General features: G+C 73.7%; 13 protein-coding genes. 7 read left to right on the top strand and 6 right to left on the bottom strand.

Features of this window, described 5'->3' with window-relative positions; genetic code table 11:
* Position 1: 1 nt before the first annotated feature.
* From COO58_RS20845 to COO58_RS20830, 4 genes are all read right to left on the bottom strand, one after another.
* Positions 2-1,141 carry a site-2 protease family protein gene (locus tag COO58_RS20845; protein ID WP_098746847.1) on the bottom strand — a complete coding sequence of 380 codons (1,140 nt, stop codon included), beginning with the start codon at positions 1,139-1,141 and terminating at the stop codon, positions 2-4.
* Between the two features lie 70 nt (positions 1,142-1,211).
* Positions 1,212-1,550: a PIN domain nuclease gene (locus tag COO58_RS20840; protein ID WP_245666165.1), complete on the bottom strand. Its 339-nt coding sequence runs from the start codon at positions 1,548-1,550 to the stop codon at positions 1,212-1,214.
* 20 nt (positions 1,551-1,570) lie between these two features.
* A complete protein-coding gene (locus COO58_RS20835) occupies positions 1,571-2,419 on the bottom strand; it encodes an alpha/beta hydrolase (protein ID WP_098746845.1) in 849 nt (282 codons plus the stop codon).
* A gap of 8 nt (positions 2,420-2,427) precedes the next feature.
* Positions 2,428-3,171, bottom strand: coding sequence for a TetR/AcrR family transcriptional regulator (locus tag COO58_RS20830; RefSeq protein ID WP_091577105.1), 744 nt, complete (start codon positions 3,169-3,171; stop codon positions 2,428-2,430).
* Positions 3,172-3,276: 105 nt separating this feature from the next.
* On the opposite strand from COO58_RS20830, the gene COO58_RS20825 reads away from it, so the two are divergent.
* The 5 genes from COO58_RS20825 to COO58_RS20805 all read left to right on the top strand — a co-directional run bounded on the left by COO58_RS20825 (position 3,277) and on the right by COO58_RS20805 (position 8,342).
* Positions 3,277-4,722: an MFS transporter gene (locus COO58_RS20825; RefSeq protein WP_098746844.1), complete on the top strand. Its 1,446-nt coding sequence runs from the start codon at positions 3,277-3,279 to the stop codon at positions 4,720-4,722.
* A 113-nt stretch (positions 4,723-4,835) separates the two neighbouring features.
* Positions 4,836-5,726 (top strand): ABC transporter ATP-binding protein, encoded by an 891-nt coding sequence (locus COO58_RS20820; protein WP_098747341.1) that lies wholly within the window; start codon positions 4,836-4,838, stop codon positions 5,724-5,726.
* Positions 5,727-5,751: 25 nt separating this feature from the next.
* Positions 5,752-6,558 (top strand): ABC transporter permease, encoded by an 807-nt coding sequence (locus tag COO58_RS20815; RefSeq protein ID WP_098746842.1) that lies wholly within the window; start codon positions 5,752-5,754, stop codon positions 6,556-6,558.
* Between the two features lie 21 nt (positions 6,559-6,579).
* Positions 6,580-7,725: a sensor histidine kinase gene (locus COO58_RS20810; RefSeq protein WP_141561938.1), complete on the top strand. Its 1,146-nt coding sequence runs from the start codon at positions 6,580-6,582 to the stop codon at positions 7,723-7,725.
* The gene (locus COO58_RS20805; protein ID WP_098746839.1) at positions 7,722-8,342 is read left to right on the top strand and encodes a response regulator; all 621 of its coding nucleotides are present in this window, start codon (positions 7,722-7,724) and stop codon (positions 8,340-8,342) included. Before COO58_RS20810 ends, COO58_RS20805 begins: the two co-directional genes overlap by 4 nt.
* A gap of 94 nt (positions 8,343-8,436) precedes the next feature.
* Here COO58_RS20805 and COO58_RS20800 read toward each other — a convergent pair whose 3' ends face one another.
* Both COO58_RS20800 and COO58_RS20795 read right to left on the bottom strand, forming a co-directional pair.
* Positions 8,437-9,327: a L,D-transpeptidase gene (locus COO58_RS20800; protein ID WP_098746837.1), complete on the bottom strand. Its 891-nt coding sequence runs from the start codon at positions 9,325-9,327 to the stop codon at positions 8,437-8,439.
* A gap of 67 nt (positions 9,328-9,394) precedes the next feature.
* Positions 9,395-10,840 carry an alpha-amylase family protein gene (locus COO58_RS20795; RefSeq protein ID WP_098746836.1) on the bottom strand — a complete coding sequence of 482 codons (1,446 nt, stop codon included), beginning with the start codon at positions 10,838-10,840 and terminating at the stop codon, positions 9,395-9,397.
* Positions 10,841-11,138: 298 nt separating this feature from the next.
* On the opposite strand from COO58_RS20795, the gene COO58_RS20790 reads away from it, so the two are divergent.
* Positions 11,139-12,857 carry a ferric reductase-like transmembrane domain-containing protein gene (locus COO58_RS20790; protein WP_098746834.1) on the top strand — a complete coding sequence of 573 codons (1,719 nt, stop codon included), beginning with the start codon at positions 11,139-11,141 and terminating at the stop codon, positions 12,855-12,857.
* On the top strand, positions 12,854-14,320 hold the full coding sequence (locus COO58_RS20785; RefSeq protein ID WP_091572470.1) for an NADH-quinone oxidoreductase subunit NuoF family protein: 1,467 nt from the start codon (positions 12,854-12,856) through the stop codon (positions 14,318-14,320). The genes COO58_RS20790 and COO58_RS20785 overlap by 4 nt, the downstream gene beginning before the upstream one ends.
* Positions 14,321-14,336 lie beyond the last annotated feature (16 nt).

Below are 14,336 nucleotides of genomic sequence, written 5' to 3'. Positions count from 1 at the left end.
CTCAGCGCCCGGCGGGCATCTGCTGGCGCAGGCTGCCGCGCTGCACGGCGCGGCTGATGTCGCTGGGCGAGACGATCCCGACCAGCCGGTCGTCGACCACCACCAGCGCCCGGCCGTCGGTGCACTCGTTGAGCCGGGGGAGCAGGTCGTTGAGCTGCTCGTCCGGGCGGGCGAGCACCAGCTCGTCGGCCCGGCAGGACACCTCGGCCAGCGTGGTGGAGGCGCGGCGGTCCGCCGCGATGCCGCGTACCCGGTCGAGCGTGACCAGGCCGACGGGCCGACCGTCGGCGGTCAGTGGCAACGTCGAGTGCCGGTACGCGAAGAGGTAGTGGTCGACGAAGTCGGCCACGGTCAGCTCGCCGGACGCGGTCTGCGGCTGCGGCGTCATCACGTCGCCGACCCGGATGCCGCGCAGCGCGTCGCCCATCCGGGCGGCGCGCTCCTCCTGGCCGGCGGCGCCGATCAGGAACCAACCGATCAGGGCCAGCCAGAGCCCGCCGAATCCGGCGCCGACCAGGAACCGCCACAGCCCGAGGCCGATCAGCAGGATGCCCAGCACCCAGCCGGCGCGCGCGGCCACCACCGAGGCCCGGGTCCGGTCGCCGGTGGCCTTCCACACCGCAGCGCGCAGCAGCCGCCCGCCGTCGAGCGGCGCGGCCGGCAGCACGTTGAAGACCGCCAGCAGCACGTTGATGCCGGCCAGCCAGGACAGCGCGCCGAGCAGCAACCCGCCCCCGCCGGCCGCCGCGACCGCCACCGCTATCGTGCCGAACACCACGCCGATGATCAGGCTGACCAGGGGTCCGACGCCGGCGATCCGCAGCTCGGCGCCCGGGTCCTTCGCCTCCCCCTTCAACTCGGCGACGCCGCCGAAGAGCCAGAGCGTGATCCCCTCGACCTCGATGCCGTTGCGCTTGGCCACCACCGCGTGCGACACCTCGTGGGCGAGCAGGCCGACGAAGAAGACCACCGCGGCGGCCAGGCCGGCGGCGACGTAGGCGAGCGTCGAATTTCCCGGGTACGAGCGCGGGAACAGACTCGCCGACAGCGACCACGCGATCAGCACGAAGATGACCAGGACGCTCCAGTTGACGCCGACGGGTACGCCCGCGATCCGGCCGAGCCGGAAACTCGCCCTCATGTCCCTGTCATACCCGGCGCGGGCACCCCCACACCAGGGCCGAACGCCACCGCGCGCCGTGGCCCACCGATCAGTCGGCGGTTCCGGCCGGCGCCACCCAGGTCGTCGGCTGACCGGTGATCGCCGTGATCAGGTCGAAGTCGCCGTCGTAGTGCAGCACCGTCGCACCATGTCGTTCGGCGGTGGCAGCGATCAGCAGATCGGCCATCGAGAGCGCCCGGTGGCTGCCCTTGTGCAGCGCCTTCACCTGCACGTCGATCGCTCGATCCCAGATGTCGTCAGGCATCGGAAGCCAGTCGAATCCGCGCAGCAACCATCGGATCCGTTGCGCCTCCTTGGCCGAGCGGGCACTGTGCAAGACCTCGATCTCGATCGCGCCGCGGACAGCCAGCAGACCCCGATCGGACAACTCGTCGAGCTCGTCGCGGGTCAGCGTCGGGGCGCCTCGCTGACCACGGTCGGGGAGAACTCGTTCGCCGCCTCCACCGCCCACTCCAGCGCGAAGTCCGCCTCCTCCTCCCAGCCCGGTTCGCCGCCGACGAAGTGTGACCGGCCGGGGAACTCCCGGTAGCTGGTGATCGCGGTGGAGCTGCGGTAGAGGTTGGCCAGGCTGACGGCCAGCGACGCCGGGATGACGTGGTCCTCGCCGCCGGCGGTGATCAGCAGCGGGGCGCGGTCGGCGCGCGTGCGGTCGATCTCGGTGGCCGAGTGCGGGTCCAGGTTGGCGAACGAGCCCTCGAACAGCACGTGCCCGGCGCCGGGGACGGCGTACCGCTCCCAGGCGGCGTCGGACTGGTCCTGGCTGATCGTGTTGCCGAAGGCGTACCGGAAGTCCTCGGCGGTGAACGGCACCGCGCGATGCCGGTTGGCCGGGTTGCGCAGGATGGAGAAGCCGGAGCGCAGCGTGCTCAGCGGCAGCTTGAGCACGCCCTTGACCGGCGCGGGGTGCACGCCGACGACGGCCGCGCCGAGGCGGCGGTCGAGCAGCAGCTGGGCGATCAGGCCGCCGAACGAGTGCCCCATCACGATCGGCGGGCGGGGCAGCTCGCGGATGATCGCCGCGTAGTGGTCGACGATCGTGGCGATGCGCTGTCCGGCGATCGGGGTGGGGTCGGCGCGCAGCTCGGCCGGCTCCCGGTCCATGCCGGGCCAGGCCGGGGTGAGCACCCGGAAGCCGCGCGCCGCGTAGCGCGCGGCCCAGTGCTCCCAGCTGCGTGAGGTCATCCAGAGCCCGTGGATGAGCACGATCGTGTCGACCCGTCCCGTCGGTACACCCATACCGCGGGTTACCCGGCCCGGTGGCCCTCACTCCCGGCCGGCGCCGTCGCGGCCAGCCCGTCGATCAGCAGGTCCAGGCCGAAGCCGAAGCGCTCGTCCCCACCGCCGGCCATCAGCTCGTCCAGGTGGCCCAGGATGCGCGGGTACGTCGGCGCGGGCAGGCCCTGGTAGTACGCCCGGAGCTGTCGGTGCATGTTCGCCCACCACGTGGGCGGGTCCTGCCCGGCGGCGCGGGCCTTCTCCGCGTACAGCGCGCCCTCGTAGGCGTCGCCGGCGATGTAGAGGAAGAGCCGGTCCAGGAACCAGGCCGCCCGCTGGGGCGGCACGCCGCCGGCCAGCAGGATCTCCAGCATCCCCTCGGTGACGCGCAGTGCGTTCGGGCCGGTGGGGATGGTGGCGAGCGAGGCCAGGGCCAGGTTGGTGTGGGTGGCGTACACCCGGTACGCCTGCCACGCGACCTCGCGGATCTGCTCGGCCCACCGCGCCGGGTCCGGCGCCGGGACCACGATGTCGGCGCTGGCCCGGTCGACCAGCAGTTCGAGCAGCTCCTCCTTGCCGGAGACGTGGGCGTAGAGCGACGCCGGCCCGGTGCCCAGCTCCTGGGCGACCCGCCGCATGCTCAGCGCGCCCAGCCCCTCGCGGTTGATCAGGGCGAGCGCGGTGTCCACCACCGCCTGCTGGCTGAGCGGCCGGCGGGGAGCCGGGCGGGTGCGGGCGCGGGTACGCCACGGCGGGGCGGGCTGGTCGCTCACGGACACCTCCGGCGGTCGGGACTCGAACATCGTACTTGCCGCGAACGCCGTTCGTTGCTAGAACGGTGTTCGACAACGAACACCGTTCGACCGATCGGGGGAGCCATGACCACCGAAACCGCGACGCCGGAGCGGGCGGGCGCGCCCGCCACCGGCCACCGCTGGCGCTGGATCGCGCTCGCGGTGATCCTCAGCGCCGAGGTGATGGACCTGCTCGACGTGCTGGTCACCAACCTCGCCGGCCCGGCGATCCGGGCCGACCTCGGCGGCTCGCCCGCCGTCATCCAGTGGCTCGGCGCCGGCTACACCCTGGCCATGGCCGTCGGCCTGGTCACCGGCGGCCGGCTCGGCGACCTCTACGGCCGGCGCCGGATGTTCCTGGTCGGGGTGCTCGGCTTCACCGCCGCCTCGGCCCTGTGCGCGCTGGCCGCCGGCCCCGGCACGCTGATCACCGCCCGAGTGGTGCAGGGCCTCTTCGGCGCCCTGCTCCTCCCGCAGGGGCTCGGCCTGATCAAGGAGATGTTCTCGGCGGACGAGCTGGCCGCCGCCTTCGGCGCCTTCGGCCCGGTGATGGGGCTCTCCGCGGTCGGCGGTCCGATCCTGGCCGGGTGGTTGGTCGACGCCGACCTGGCCGGCACCGGCTGGCGGGCCATCTTCCTGATCAACGTGCCGCTCGGCCTGCTCGCCGCGCTCGGCGCGCTCTGTTTCCTGCCCGAGTCCCGGGCCACCCGGGCCACCCGCCTCGACCTGCCCGGCGTCCTGCTCGTCTCGCTCGGCGCGGTGCTGCTGGTCCATCCACTGGTGCAGGGACGGGAGCTGGGCTGGCCCTGGTGGACGCTGGCCATGCCGGTCGGCGCGGTCCTGGTCCTCGCGCTCTTCGCCCGCTACGAGCTGGCCCGACAGCGCGCCGGCCGCGACCCGCTGGTCGTGCCGACGCTGTTCCGCCGCCGCGCGTTCACCGGTGGGCTGGTCGCGGGCCTGGCGTTCTTCACCGCGCTGACCGGCTTCTCGCTGGTGTTCAGCCTCTATCTCCAGCTCGGCCTGGGCTGGTCGCCGCTGCGCACCGGCCTGGCCTCGGTCCCGCAGGCGCTCGGCATGGTGCTCGCGTTCGTGCTGGCCGGCGCCGGCCTGGCGCGGCGTCTCGGCCGGCGGCTGATCCACCTCGGCCTGGGGGTGGTGGTGGCCGGCGTGGCCGGGATGCTGCTCACCCTGCGTCTGGTCGGCGACGACGTCACCCCGTGGCGGCTGACGCCCGCGCTGCTCGCGGTCGGCTTCGGGATGGGGCTGGTGATGGCGCCCTTCTTCGACATCGTGCTCTCCGGGGTGGACGAGGAGGAGACCGGCTCGGCCTCCGGCACACTCACCGCCGTCCAGCAGCTCGGCGGCGCGCTCGGCGTGGCCCTGCTCGGCACCGTCTTCTTCGACGCCGCGACGGCGGGGGTCGGCCACGCCGTGCGGGTCACCCTCGTCGCGGAGCTGGGCCTGCTGCTGGTGACGATCGCCGGCGCGTTCCTGCTGCCCCGCCGCGCCCGCGAGGCCGTCGCCCACTGACCCGGCGCGCCCGGGTGGCGGCCCCGCCGCCCGGGCCGCCCTGACAAATGTCACGGGTGGAAGGTGACGGCTGCTCCCGGGTCCGGTGCGTCGCGGGCCGGAGCATCGTGGACATGACCGACACCGCACCGGCCGTCGAACTGGCCGGACTCACCAAGACCTTCGGCCCGGTGACCGCCGTCGACGGGCTCAGCCTGCGGATCACCCCCGGTGAGGTGGTGGCCTTCCTCGGCCCCAACGGCGCCGGCAAGACCACCACGGTGGACATGCTGCTCGGGCTGGCCCGCCCGGACGCGGGCACCGTCCGGCTCTTCGGCGGCACCCCGGCCGACGCCGTCCGGCTCGGCCGGGTCGCCGCCGTGATGCAGACCGGTGGCCTGCTCAAGGACCTCACCGTCGCCGAGACGGTACGGATGACCGCGCACTTCTACGGCCACACCCGACCGGTCACCGAGGTGCTGGAGCGGGCTGGCATCGCCGAGATCGCCGACCGGCCGGTGGGTCGGTGCTCGGGCGGCCAGCAGCAGCGACTGCGGTTCGCGCTGGCGCTGCTGCCGGATCCGGACCTGATGGTGCTGGACGAGCCGACCACCGGAATGGACGTCGAGGGGCGGCGCGACTTCTGGCAGGCGATCCGGGCCGACGCCCGCTCCGGCCGGACCGTCCTGTTCGCCACCCACTACCTGGACGAGGCGGACGCGTACGCGGACCGGATCGTGCTGGTCCGCCAGGGGCGGGTGGTGGCCGACGGCACCACCGCGGAGATCAAGAACCTGGCCGCCGGCCGGGTGGTGCGGGCCACGCTGCCCGGCGCCGACCAGGCCGCGCTCGCCGCGCTGCCCGGCGTGCGCTCGGTCGAGGTACGCGGCGACGCGGTCCTGGTGCACAGCGAGGACTCCGACGTGGTCGCCCGGCACCTGCTGACCCGGACCGACGCCCGGGACCTGGAGATCACCTCCCGCAACCTCGAGGACGCGTTCCTCGCCCTCACCGCCGCCGCCTGACACCGACCCTCCCGGGAGCATCGCCATGACCGCCACCTCCTCGCCCACCACCACCACCCAGCCCCGCCGGGCCGACCGCCGGCCCCCCGCGCTCGGCGGCTTCTGCGCCCCGGTGCTCGCCATCGAGATCCGCCGGGTGCTGCGCAACCGCCGCACGCTGATGTTCATCCTGGTCATGCCGGCGGTCTTCTTCCTCCTGTTCGGACTGCCCTCGCGCGGCGAGAAGCTGGACAACGGCCTGCCGGTCACCGGCTGGATCATGATCAGCCTGGCCGTGTACGCGGCCATGGTCGCCACCACCAGCGCCGGCGCCGCCGTGGCCACCGAGCGCGCGCTGGGCTGGAGCCGGCAGCTGCGGTTGACCCCGTTGCGTCCCGCCGCGTACGTGGCGACCAAGGTGGCCACCGCGATGGTGCTCGGGCTGCTCGGCGTGCTGGTGGAGTTCGCCGTCGGTGCCGCCTCCGGGGTCCGGCTGCCGGCGCACGTCTGGCTGGAGTCCGGCGTGACCGCCTGGATCGGCTCGCTGGTCTTCGCCGCGTTCGGACTCTTCGTCGGCTACCTCGCCCCGGCCGAGAACGTCATGCAGTTCATGGGCCCGGCCCTGGCCATCCTGGCCATGCTGGGCGGCCTGTTCGTTCCCCTCGATCTGCTGCCCGACGTGATGCGGCAGATCGCCACGTTCACCCCGGTGTACGGGGTCGGTCAGCTCGCCCGCGCGCCGCTGACCGGCACCGGGGTGGACTGGGCGGCGGTCGCCAACGTGGCCGCCTGGACCGCGTTCTTCGGCCTCGGCGCGGCACGGCTGTTCCGCCGGGACACCACCCGGGTCTGAGCGGGGTCTAGCGTGGTCGGCGTGACGTCGCCGCCCGACCGGGTCCGGCCGGTGAACCGCCACTGGCGGTTCACCGGCTGGCTGCTCGCGGCGGTCTGGCTCTTCTTCCTCAACATCCCATTCGTCACCGCCCTGCATCAGCAGGAGTGGTGGCGGCGGTTGCTCGGGCTCGGTTCGGTGGTCGCGTTCGGCGTGGCGTACGTGCTGATCTTCGAGTGGGCTCGGGCCCGCCGGCAACGGCACCTCCCGATCCCGGTCGGTCGGGCCCGGGCGCTGCTCGCGTTGCTGCTCGCGATCGGCCTGGTCGGCATTCCGGGCACCGGCGGCGACTGGCTGACCACGCTGGTCTTCGTGGCCGCCGCCGCGGTGTTCCTGCTGCCACCGGTGGAGTCGCTGGTCGTGGTGGCGCTGGCCGCCGCGACCCCGCCGGTGACCTCGCACCTCGTGCCGGGCTGGGAGGCGGAGAGCACCGTGGTCTTCGCGGTGCTGCTCGCCTCGTTCGCCATGTTCGGGGTGAGCCGGCTGGCCCAGCGCAACGCCGAGCTCCAGGCCGCGCAGCAGGAGATCCGCCGGCTCGCGGTGGCCGAGGAACGCGCGCGGACGGCCCGCGACTTGCACGACATCCTCGGGCACTCGCTGACCGTGGTGGCGGTCAAGGCCGAGCTGGCCGGCCGGCTGCTGGAGCTGGACCCGGCCCGGGCGGCGACCGAGATCGCCGACGTGGAGCGGCTGGCCCGGGAGGCGCTGGCCGACGTGCGGGGCACCGTCGGGGCGTACCGCGGGGTGGACCTGGCGTCCGAACTGGCCGGAGCCCGGTCGGCGCTGGCCGCCGCGGGCATCGTCGCGGAGCTGCCGGAGACGGTGCCGGAGCTGCCGACGGACCGGGATGAGCTGTTCGGCTGGACGGTCCGCGAAGGGGTGACGAACGCGGTGCGGCACAGCGGCGCGCGGCGCTGTGTGATCCGGGTGGACCCGGCGGCGGTGGAGGTCCGCGACGACGGTCGGGGACCGGCCGGCGAGTCGGCGGGCGCCGGGCACGGGCTGGTCGGGCTGCGAGAGCGGGCGGCCCGGTTGGACGCGACCGTGACGGTGGCCCGAGCGCCCGGCGGGCGCGGTTTCCTGCTCCGGGTCACGGTGCCGGACACGAACGGGAGGGACTGCGGGTGACCGAGCCGATCCGACTGCTGCTCGCCGACGACCAGGCGCTGGTGCGCGGCGCGCTGGCCGCGCTGCTGGCGCTGGAACCGGACCTGACCGTGGTGGCCGAGGTGAGCCGGGGCGACGAGGTGGTGCCGGAGGCGCTGCGTACCCGCCCCGACGTGGCGTTGCTCGACGTGGAGATGCCCGGCCTGGACGGGGTGGCCGCGGCGGCCGCGCTGCGCGACGCGCTGCCCGCCTGCCGGGTGCTGGTGGTGACCACGTTCGGTCGGCCCGGCTACCTGCGCCGGGCGATGGAGGCGGGCGCGAACGGCTTCGTGGTCAAGGACACCCCGGCCCGGCAGCTCGCCGACGCGGTCCGCCGGGTGCACGCCGGCCTGCGGGTGGTCGACCCGACGCTGGCCGCCGAGACGCTGGCCACCGGGTCGAGTCCGCTCACCGAGCGGGAGACCGAGGTGCTGCGCACGGCCCGGGGCGGTGGCACGGTGGCCGAGCTGGCCGCGACGCTGCACCTGTCCGAGGGGACGGTCCGCAACCACCTCTCGTCCGCCATCGGCAAGACCGGCGCCCGCAACCGCGCCGACGCCGTCCGGGTCGCCGAGGCCAACGGCTGGCTGCTCGGGTAGAAGGAAGGGCCCCCTCTTAACGCCTCCGGTAGAGCAAGGGCCCCTTCTTAACAGGGCGTGTTAAGAAGGGGCCCTTCCTTGCACGGTTGGGCGGTCAGGGGAGGCGGTCGACGACCACGAGGCCGGTGCCGGGTTCCAGTTCGGCGAGGAGCTGGCGCTGGGCGCTGCGGGTGAGCCGGATGCAGCCGTTGGTGACGTTCTCGCCGAGCGTGTCGTCGTTGTACCAGCTGTGCAGTCCGATGTGGGCGCCGCGCAGTCCGGTCGGCACCGCGTCCGGGTCGTCGGGGATCGCGCCGAGGGCGAAGATGTCGACGCCGCCGTAGACGTCCTGCGGGGGTGGGGTGCGACCCAGCACGAACGTGCGACCGAGCGGGGTGAGCTGGCCGGACATGCCGAGACTGACCGGCCAGGAGCGCACCGCGCGCCCGTCCCGGTTCCAGGTGAGCCGGTGCGTGCGGCGCTCCACCACGATCTGGTCGCGCAACGCCACGGTGGTCCAGCCGCCGGACGGCAGCCAGCCGACGGTGCGGTTGGCCGAGGGGAGCAGCACCGCGGTCCAGCCGGCCCGGCGTTCGACGATCGGCACGGTCAGCCGGACCCCGCTGATGGTCGGGGCGAGGAAGGCCAGCGGTCGTCCGCCGGGCGCGTCGTAGGCGGCCACGTTCCGGTCCGGGCGCAGCCCTTCGCCCAGCGGGGTGGTGTCGGCCGGGGCCGGATCGGCCGGGAAGCCGCGGGGCGCCGGGTCGTAGGTGATCACCGGGAGGTCGGCCGGTGCGGGCGCGGCGGGCGGGACGGACTCCATCGGCGACGGGCGCGGCGAGGCCGTCGGGGACGTCGGGGGCGCGGCGACGGTCGGCGCGGGCGGCGGAGCGGTGGCGGTGAGCGCGCGGCCCACCAGCAGCGCGACGACCAGCAGCAGCGGTACGCCGAGCGCGGCGAGCAGCCAGCCGGGAGGCCGGCGTGCGGTAAACCGGTCGAACAGCACGAAACTGACTGTAACCGAACGGAAGCCCCCGTACCGCGAAGTGCGGCACGGGGGCTTCCGGGTGAGGTCAGCTCAGTTTCGCGCCGACGTGGATGGCGATCGCGTCGTGCGCGTTGACGGTGGCCGCGAACCAGCCCGCCGAGTCCACGGTGATCACCGGTCCGCTGCACGAGCCGTTGCTGAACGTGCCGTGGATGACGTCGCAGTAGCGCCCGGCCGGCAGGCCGGTGTAGTACGACCGGCCGCTGATCGCGGAGTCCTCGTCGTTGACGGTCAGGTAGCCCTTGCCGGCCCGGCTGAACGCGATGTGCTGGTAGCCGTTGTCGTACCAGTTGGTGACTCCGGCACCCTCGGTGGCGTTGCGGAAGCCGACCATGTTGGCGATGACCGGCCAGCGGTGCTCACACTCCCAGCCCGAGTAGCAGGTGGTGTTGGTGACCCTGTTGCTGCCGTCCGACGGGGGACCCTGGTCCCGACCGGAGTACGTGAAGCTCGACATCACCGCCGGGGTGCCGTACGGCCAGGCCAGCATGAACGCGTTGGCCAGGGCGTACTCGCCGCGGTCGCGGTAGGTGAGCACGCCGCCCTCGCGCTGGGTGTCGTGGTTGTCGGTGAAGACCACCGCCGAGCCGCCCGGCAGGTAGCCCCAGGACTCGCCGAAGTTGCGCAGGTACGCCAGCCGCTCGTTGTTGAACATCCGGGCCAGGTCCTTGCCGTACCGGAACTCGTGCACGTCGCCGTTGCCGGTGTACTCGGTCGGCTGGACCGGCTCACCCGCGCCGTAGATGACCTCCTGCACCAGGTACGCCGGCCGGGACAGCTTGGCCTTGATCGCCGCGATGTCGGCGGCCGGCATGTGCTTGCTGCCGTCCAGCCGGAACCCGTCGACGCCGAGCGAGAGCAGGTCGTTGAGGTACGTGGCCAGCCGGGTGCGGACGTAGTCCGACTCGGTCTTGAGGTCGGCGAGGTTGACCAGCTCGCAGTTCTGCACCTCGTACCGGTCGTTGTAGTTGGCGATGTCGTTGTTGCCGTTGCGGCCGCAGTAGTGGAAGTCCTGCGACGAGTAGACGCCCGGGTAGTTGTAGTGGCCGTACGACGTGCCGGCCCAGCCGGTGCCGCCGTTCTCCTGCCCGGACATGTGGTTGACCACGGCGTCGACGATCACCTTGACGCCGGCGTTGTGGCAGGTGTTCACCATGGACTGGAACTGGGCCCGGGTGCCCTTGCGGGACTCGATCCGGTAGCTGACCGGCTGGTAGGACACCCACCACGGGCTGCTGTTGACGTGTTCCTGCGGCGGGGACACCTGGACGTAGCCGTAGCCCTTGGGGCCGAGCGTGCTGGTGCACTCGTTGGCCACCGAGGTCCAGTTCCACTCGAAGAGCTGGACGATGACCTTCTTGCTTCCGGGGGTCGCGGCGGCGGCCGGGGGTGCCGCCACGGTGGTCGGGACGAGCAGGCTCGCGGCCAGGCCCAGGACGAGGGCCGCGGCGCGGCATCGGTGTCGATGCATCAGGACTCCTGCGGGGGTGCGGGGGTGCGGGGGAGTGGAGCCTGGGGAGGGCGTCAGTGCCGGCTTCTTGCAACCGGCGCTGAAATTTTCCGCAAGGTTACGAGTGTGTTGCAAGGACTGTCAATGCATGGGCATCCGTCGTTGCGTTGGGTGCTACACGCGCGCCCGGTCGGGACGGTTCGAGGAATCGGCCGAGAAATTCCTTACCGGAGGTGATCCGTCCGGGGCGTCGCTCCGTACCTGAGGTGGGAGCAGGGTCGGCCGGTGGGGGCGCCGCCGCGAGACGATCGAGGAGCAGATGGCCCGGGCACAGCAGAACGAGAAGGCGACGACCGTCCGGACCACCACCACCAGCCGTGGTGTCCGGACCATGTCGAAGTCCGCGATGGTGGCGCTGACCGCCTCCGCGCTCGGCCTCGCGTGGGCGGGTGTCGAGCTCGCCGGCGCCGGCGGCCTCATGTACTCGTACGGATTCTTCTTCACCGAGTTCTTCGCCGGGGTGGTCGCCCTGGTCTCACTGAGCCTCACCGTGATGCTGGGGCTGCTCGCCACCGACCGGCTGGTGCTGCTCATCCGGCACCGGGTGCTGCTCCAGTCGGCGCACCGCGCCACCGGCGTGCTCGGCGTGGCCGGGCTGCTCTTCCACGTCATCACCAAGATCGCGATCGGGCGGGCCGGGCCCACCGACGCGGTGGTGCCGTTCGTCGGCGGCAGCGGCCTCTACGTCGGGCTCGGCACCGTCGCCGCGCTGCTGATGGTCAGCGTGCTCTGGACCGGCCTGATCCGGGTCCGGTTCGCCGGCGTCGGTCCGAAGTGGTTCTGGCGGGCGCTGCACTCGATGGCGTACGTGTCCTGGCCGTTCGCGCTGCTGCACGGGCTCAACGCGGGCCGGACGGCGGCCGGTTGGGTGGTGCTCAGCTACCTCGCCTGCGTGCTGCTCGTGGTGATGGCACTGCTGGTGCGCGTCTCCGTCCACCTCGGCAAGCGCAGCCGCGAGCAGCACCAGGCCGCCGCGCTGAACAAGGCGATGGCGGGCAAGGGCGAGGAGCGCACCGGCGTGTTCGCCGCGCTCGGCCGCAAGAAGGCCGCCGACAAGGAGGAGAGCGGCGCCGGCCGGGGCCGCTGGGCCGAGGCGACCGCCACCTGGACCGCGCCGGCCGGCACCGCCCGCCGGCGGGACCCCGAGCGGTTCGCCGTACCGGTGGTGCCGGAACCCGGAACGCTGCGCGAGCCGGTGCGCGCGGCCGCCGCCCGGCGGCGCGGCGAGGCGACGGACGCGCCGGAACGCCGGGTCCGGACGCAGGAGGTCCCGGCCGCGCGGCGCACCTCGCGGCGCGGGGACGACGAACGCGAGCCGGTACGCCGCGGCCGGGAATCCGAGCGGGTGCCCGCCGTCCGGCGGAACACCGAGGAGTTGGAGCCGGTCGGCCGGCGGGACGGGGAGCGGTCCCGTCGTCGCCGCCGGGACGACGAGGAGCGGGTGAGCCGCCGGTCCCGGGCCGACGAGGACATGGTCGCGCAGTACTCGGCCCCGCCGGAGAGCGGTGGCCGGCACTCCGCCCCGCCGGACACGGGCGGACGCCACTCGGCCCCGCCGGACAGCGGCCGGTACGCCACCCCCGCCGAGGTGGCCCGCTACTCGGCCCCGCCGCGTCCGACGGACGAGGCGGAGGAGCCGTGGGACAGCCCGCGCCGCTGGGAGAGCCGCCCGGTCTCCGGCGAGCCGATCTCGGCCGGACCGATCTCCGGCACCCCGGTCACCGCGGAGCCGCGCAGCGGTTCCGGCCGGCGCTACCGGGACGAGGAGGACGTGCCGGAGGAGCCGGACTACTGGCGTCCGCCGGCCCGCTACGCCGCCGACGACGAGTTCGTCGACGACACCCCCACGCTCGTCGACCTGGCCTCCCGCCGGGCCCTGCGGGCCACCAAGGAGAGCCGTTCCGGCCGGCGCAAGCGGGCCGACGCGGACGCGGTCGACGGCGCGTACTGGGCCGGGCTGCGGGGTGAGGCCCGATGATGCGGACGACCGTGCCCCCGGTCGCCTGCGTCGGTGAACCCCGCCTGACCGCCGGCTTCGCCGAGTTCGGCCGGCTCGACCTGCTCGCCCACGAGGAGGTGCACGGCCCGATCGGTCCGATGGAGCCGGCGGCGCTGCTGCGGCTCGCCGAGGCGATCGACCTCAAGGGCAAGGGCGGTGCGGGCTTCCCGTTCGCCCGCAAGCTGCGCGCGGTGCTGGAGTCCTGCGAGCGGCAGGACCTGGCCGCCGTGGTGGTGGTCAACGCCAGCGAGGGCGAGCCGGCCAGTTGGAAGGACAAGGTGCTGCTCACCCGAGCGCCGCACCTCGTTCTGGACGGCGCCGCGCTGGCCGCGTTCGCGCTGGACGCCGACGAGATCGTGATCGGGGTGGCCGACGACGACGTGGGCCGGCCCTCACTGACCGAGGCGTTGCAGGAACGGCGGATGCCGGTGCCGACCACCATCGTCACCGTGCCGCACCGGTTCATCTCCGGTGAGGGCGGCGCGCTGGTCAACGGCATCAACGGCCTGCCGCACATCCCGCCCGGCACCAAGAAGCGCTCCAGCGACTCCGGCGTCGGCGGGCTGCCCACCCTGCTCTCCAACGCCGAGACGTACGCTCAGCTCGCGGTCGCCGCCCGGATCGGCCCGTACGAGTACGCCGCGCTCGGCACCGACGACGAGCCGGGCACCGTGCTGCTCACCGTCACCGGGTCGGCGAAGCGGCCGGCCGTGGTGGAGTGCGCCGCCGGCACCCCGCTGCGCGAGATCCTCGACCTGTGCGAGGTGCCGCCCGGGCCGGGCATCCTGATGGGCGGCTACCACGGCAAGTGGATCACCGCCGAGGCGGCGGAGCGGGCCGAGGTCTCCCGCAAGGGACTGGCCGCGGTGGGCGGCACGCTCGGCGCCGGCATCATCGTGCCGCTCGGCACCGACACCTGCCCGCTCGGCGAGGCCGCCCAGGTGGTCCGCTACCTGGCCGGTGAGTCCGCCGGGCAGTGCGGCCCGTGCAAGATGGGACTGCCCGACCTGGCCCGCTCCGTCGACCTCGCCGTCTCCGGCAGCGCCCCGATCGAGCTGGTCCGGGCCGCCGCCGGCGACGTGAAGGGGCGCGGCGCGTGCAGCCACCCGGACGGCACCGCCCGGTTCGCGCTGTCCGCCATGGAGGTGTTCGCCGACGACCTGCGGCTGCACGCCACCGGGGAGGGCTGCGGCAAACGGGTCAAGGGCACGATGGGCCTGCCCGGCGCGCCCGACGGCAACCCGCAGAAGCTCACCCTGGACTGGTCCCGCTGCGACGGGCACGGACTCTGCGCGCACGTGGTGCCGGACTTCATCCGGCTCGACGGCAACGGCTTCCCCGCCTTCCCCGCCACCCCGGTGCCGACCTGGCTGCGCGAGGGCGCGCTCAAGGCGGTCAAGGTCTGTCCCGAACTCGCGCTCCGGCTGGTCAAGGCGGAGTGACGACCACGTCAGGAGC

This window comes from Micromonospora sp. WMMA1996 (genome assembly GCF_002573675.1).
In the GTDB taxonomy this organism is placed as follows: domain Bacteria; phylum Actinomycetota; class Actinomycetes; order Mycobacteriales; family Micromonosporaceae; genus Micromonospora; species Micromonospora sediminicola.
This window is presented reverse-complemented; position numbering and strand designations above follow the sequence as displayed.

Coding starts and splice junctions, on each gene's coding strand:
- COO58_RS20815 (WP_098746842.1), top strand. CDS start 5,752: ATGACCGCCACCTCCTCGCCCACCACCACCACCCAGCCCCGCCGGGCC.
- COO58_RS20790 (WP_098746834.1), top strand. CDS start 11,139: ATGGCCCGGGCACAGCAGAACGAGAAGGCGACGACCGTCCGGACCACC.
- COO58_RS20825 (WP_098746844.1), top strand. CDS start 3,277: ATGACCACCGAAACCGCGACGCCGGAGCGGGCGGGCGCGCCCGCCACC.
- COO58_RS20845 (WP_098746847.1), bottom strand. CDS start 1,141: ATGAGGGCGAGTTTCCGGCTCGGCCGGATCGCGGGCGTACCCGTCGGC.
- COO58_RS20835 (WP_098746845.1), bottom strand. CDS start 2,419: ATGGGTGTACCGACGGGACGGGTCGACACGATCGTGCTCATCCACGGG.
- COO58_RS20785 (WP_091572470.1), top strand. CDS start 12,854: ATGATGCGGACGACCGTGCCCCCGGTCGCCTGCGTCGGTGAACCCCGC.
- COO58_RS20820 (WP_098747341.1), top strand. CDS start 4,836: ATGACCGACACCGCACCGGCCGTCGAACTGGCCGGACTCACCAAGACC.
- COO58_RS20795 (WP_098746836.1), bottom strand. CDS start 10,840: ATGCATCGACACCGATGCCGCGCCGCGGCCCTCGTCCTGGGCCTGGCC.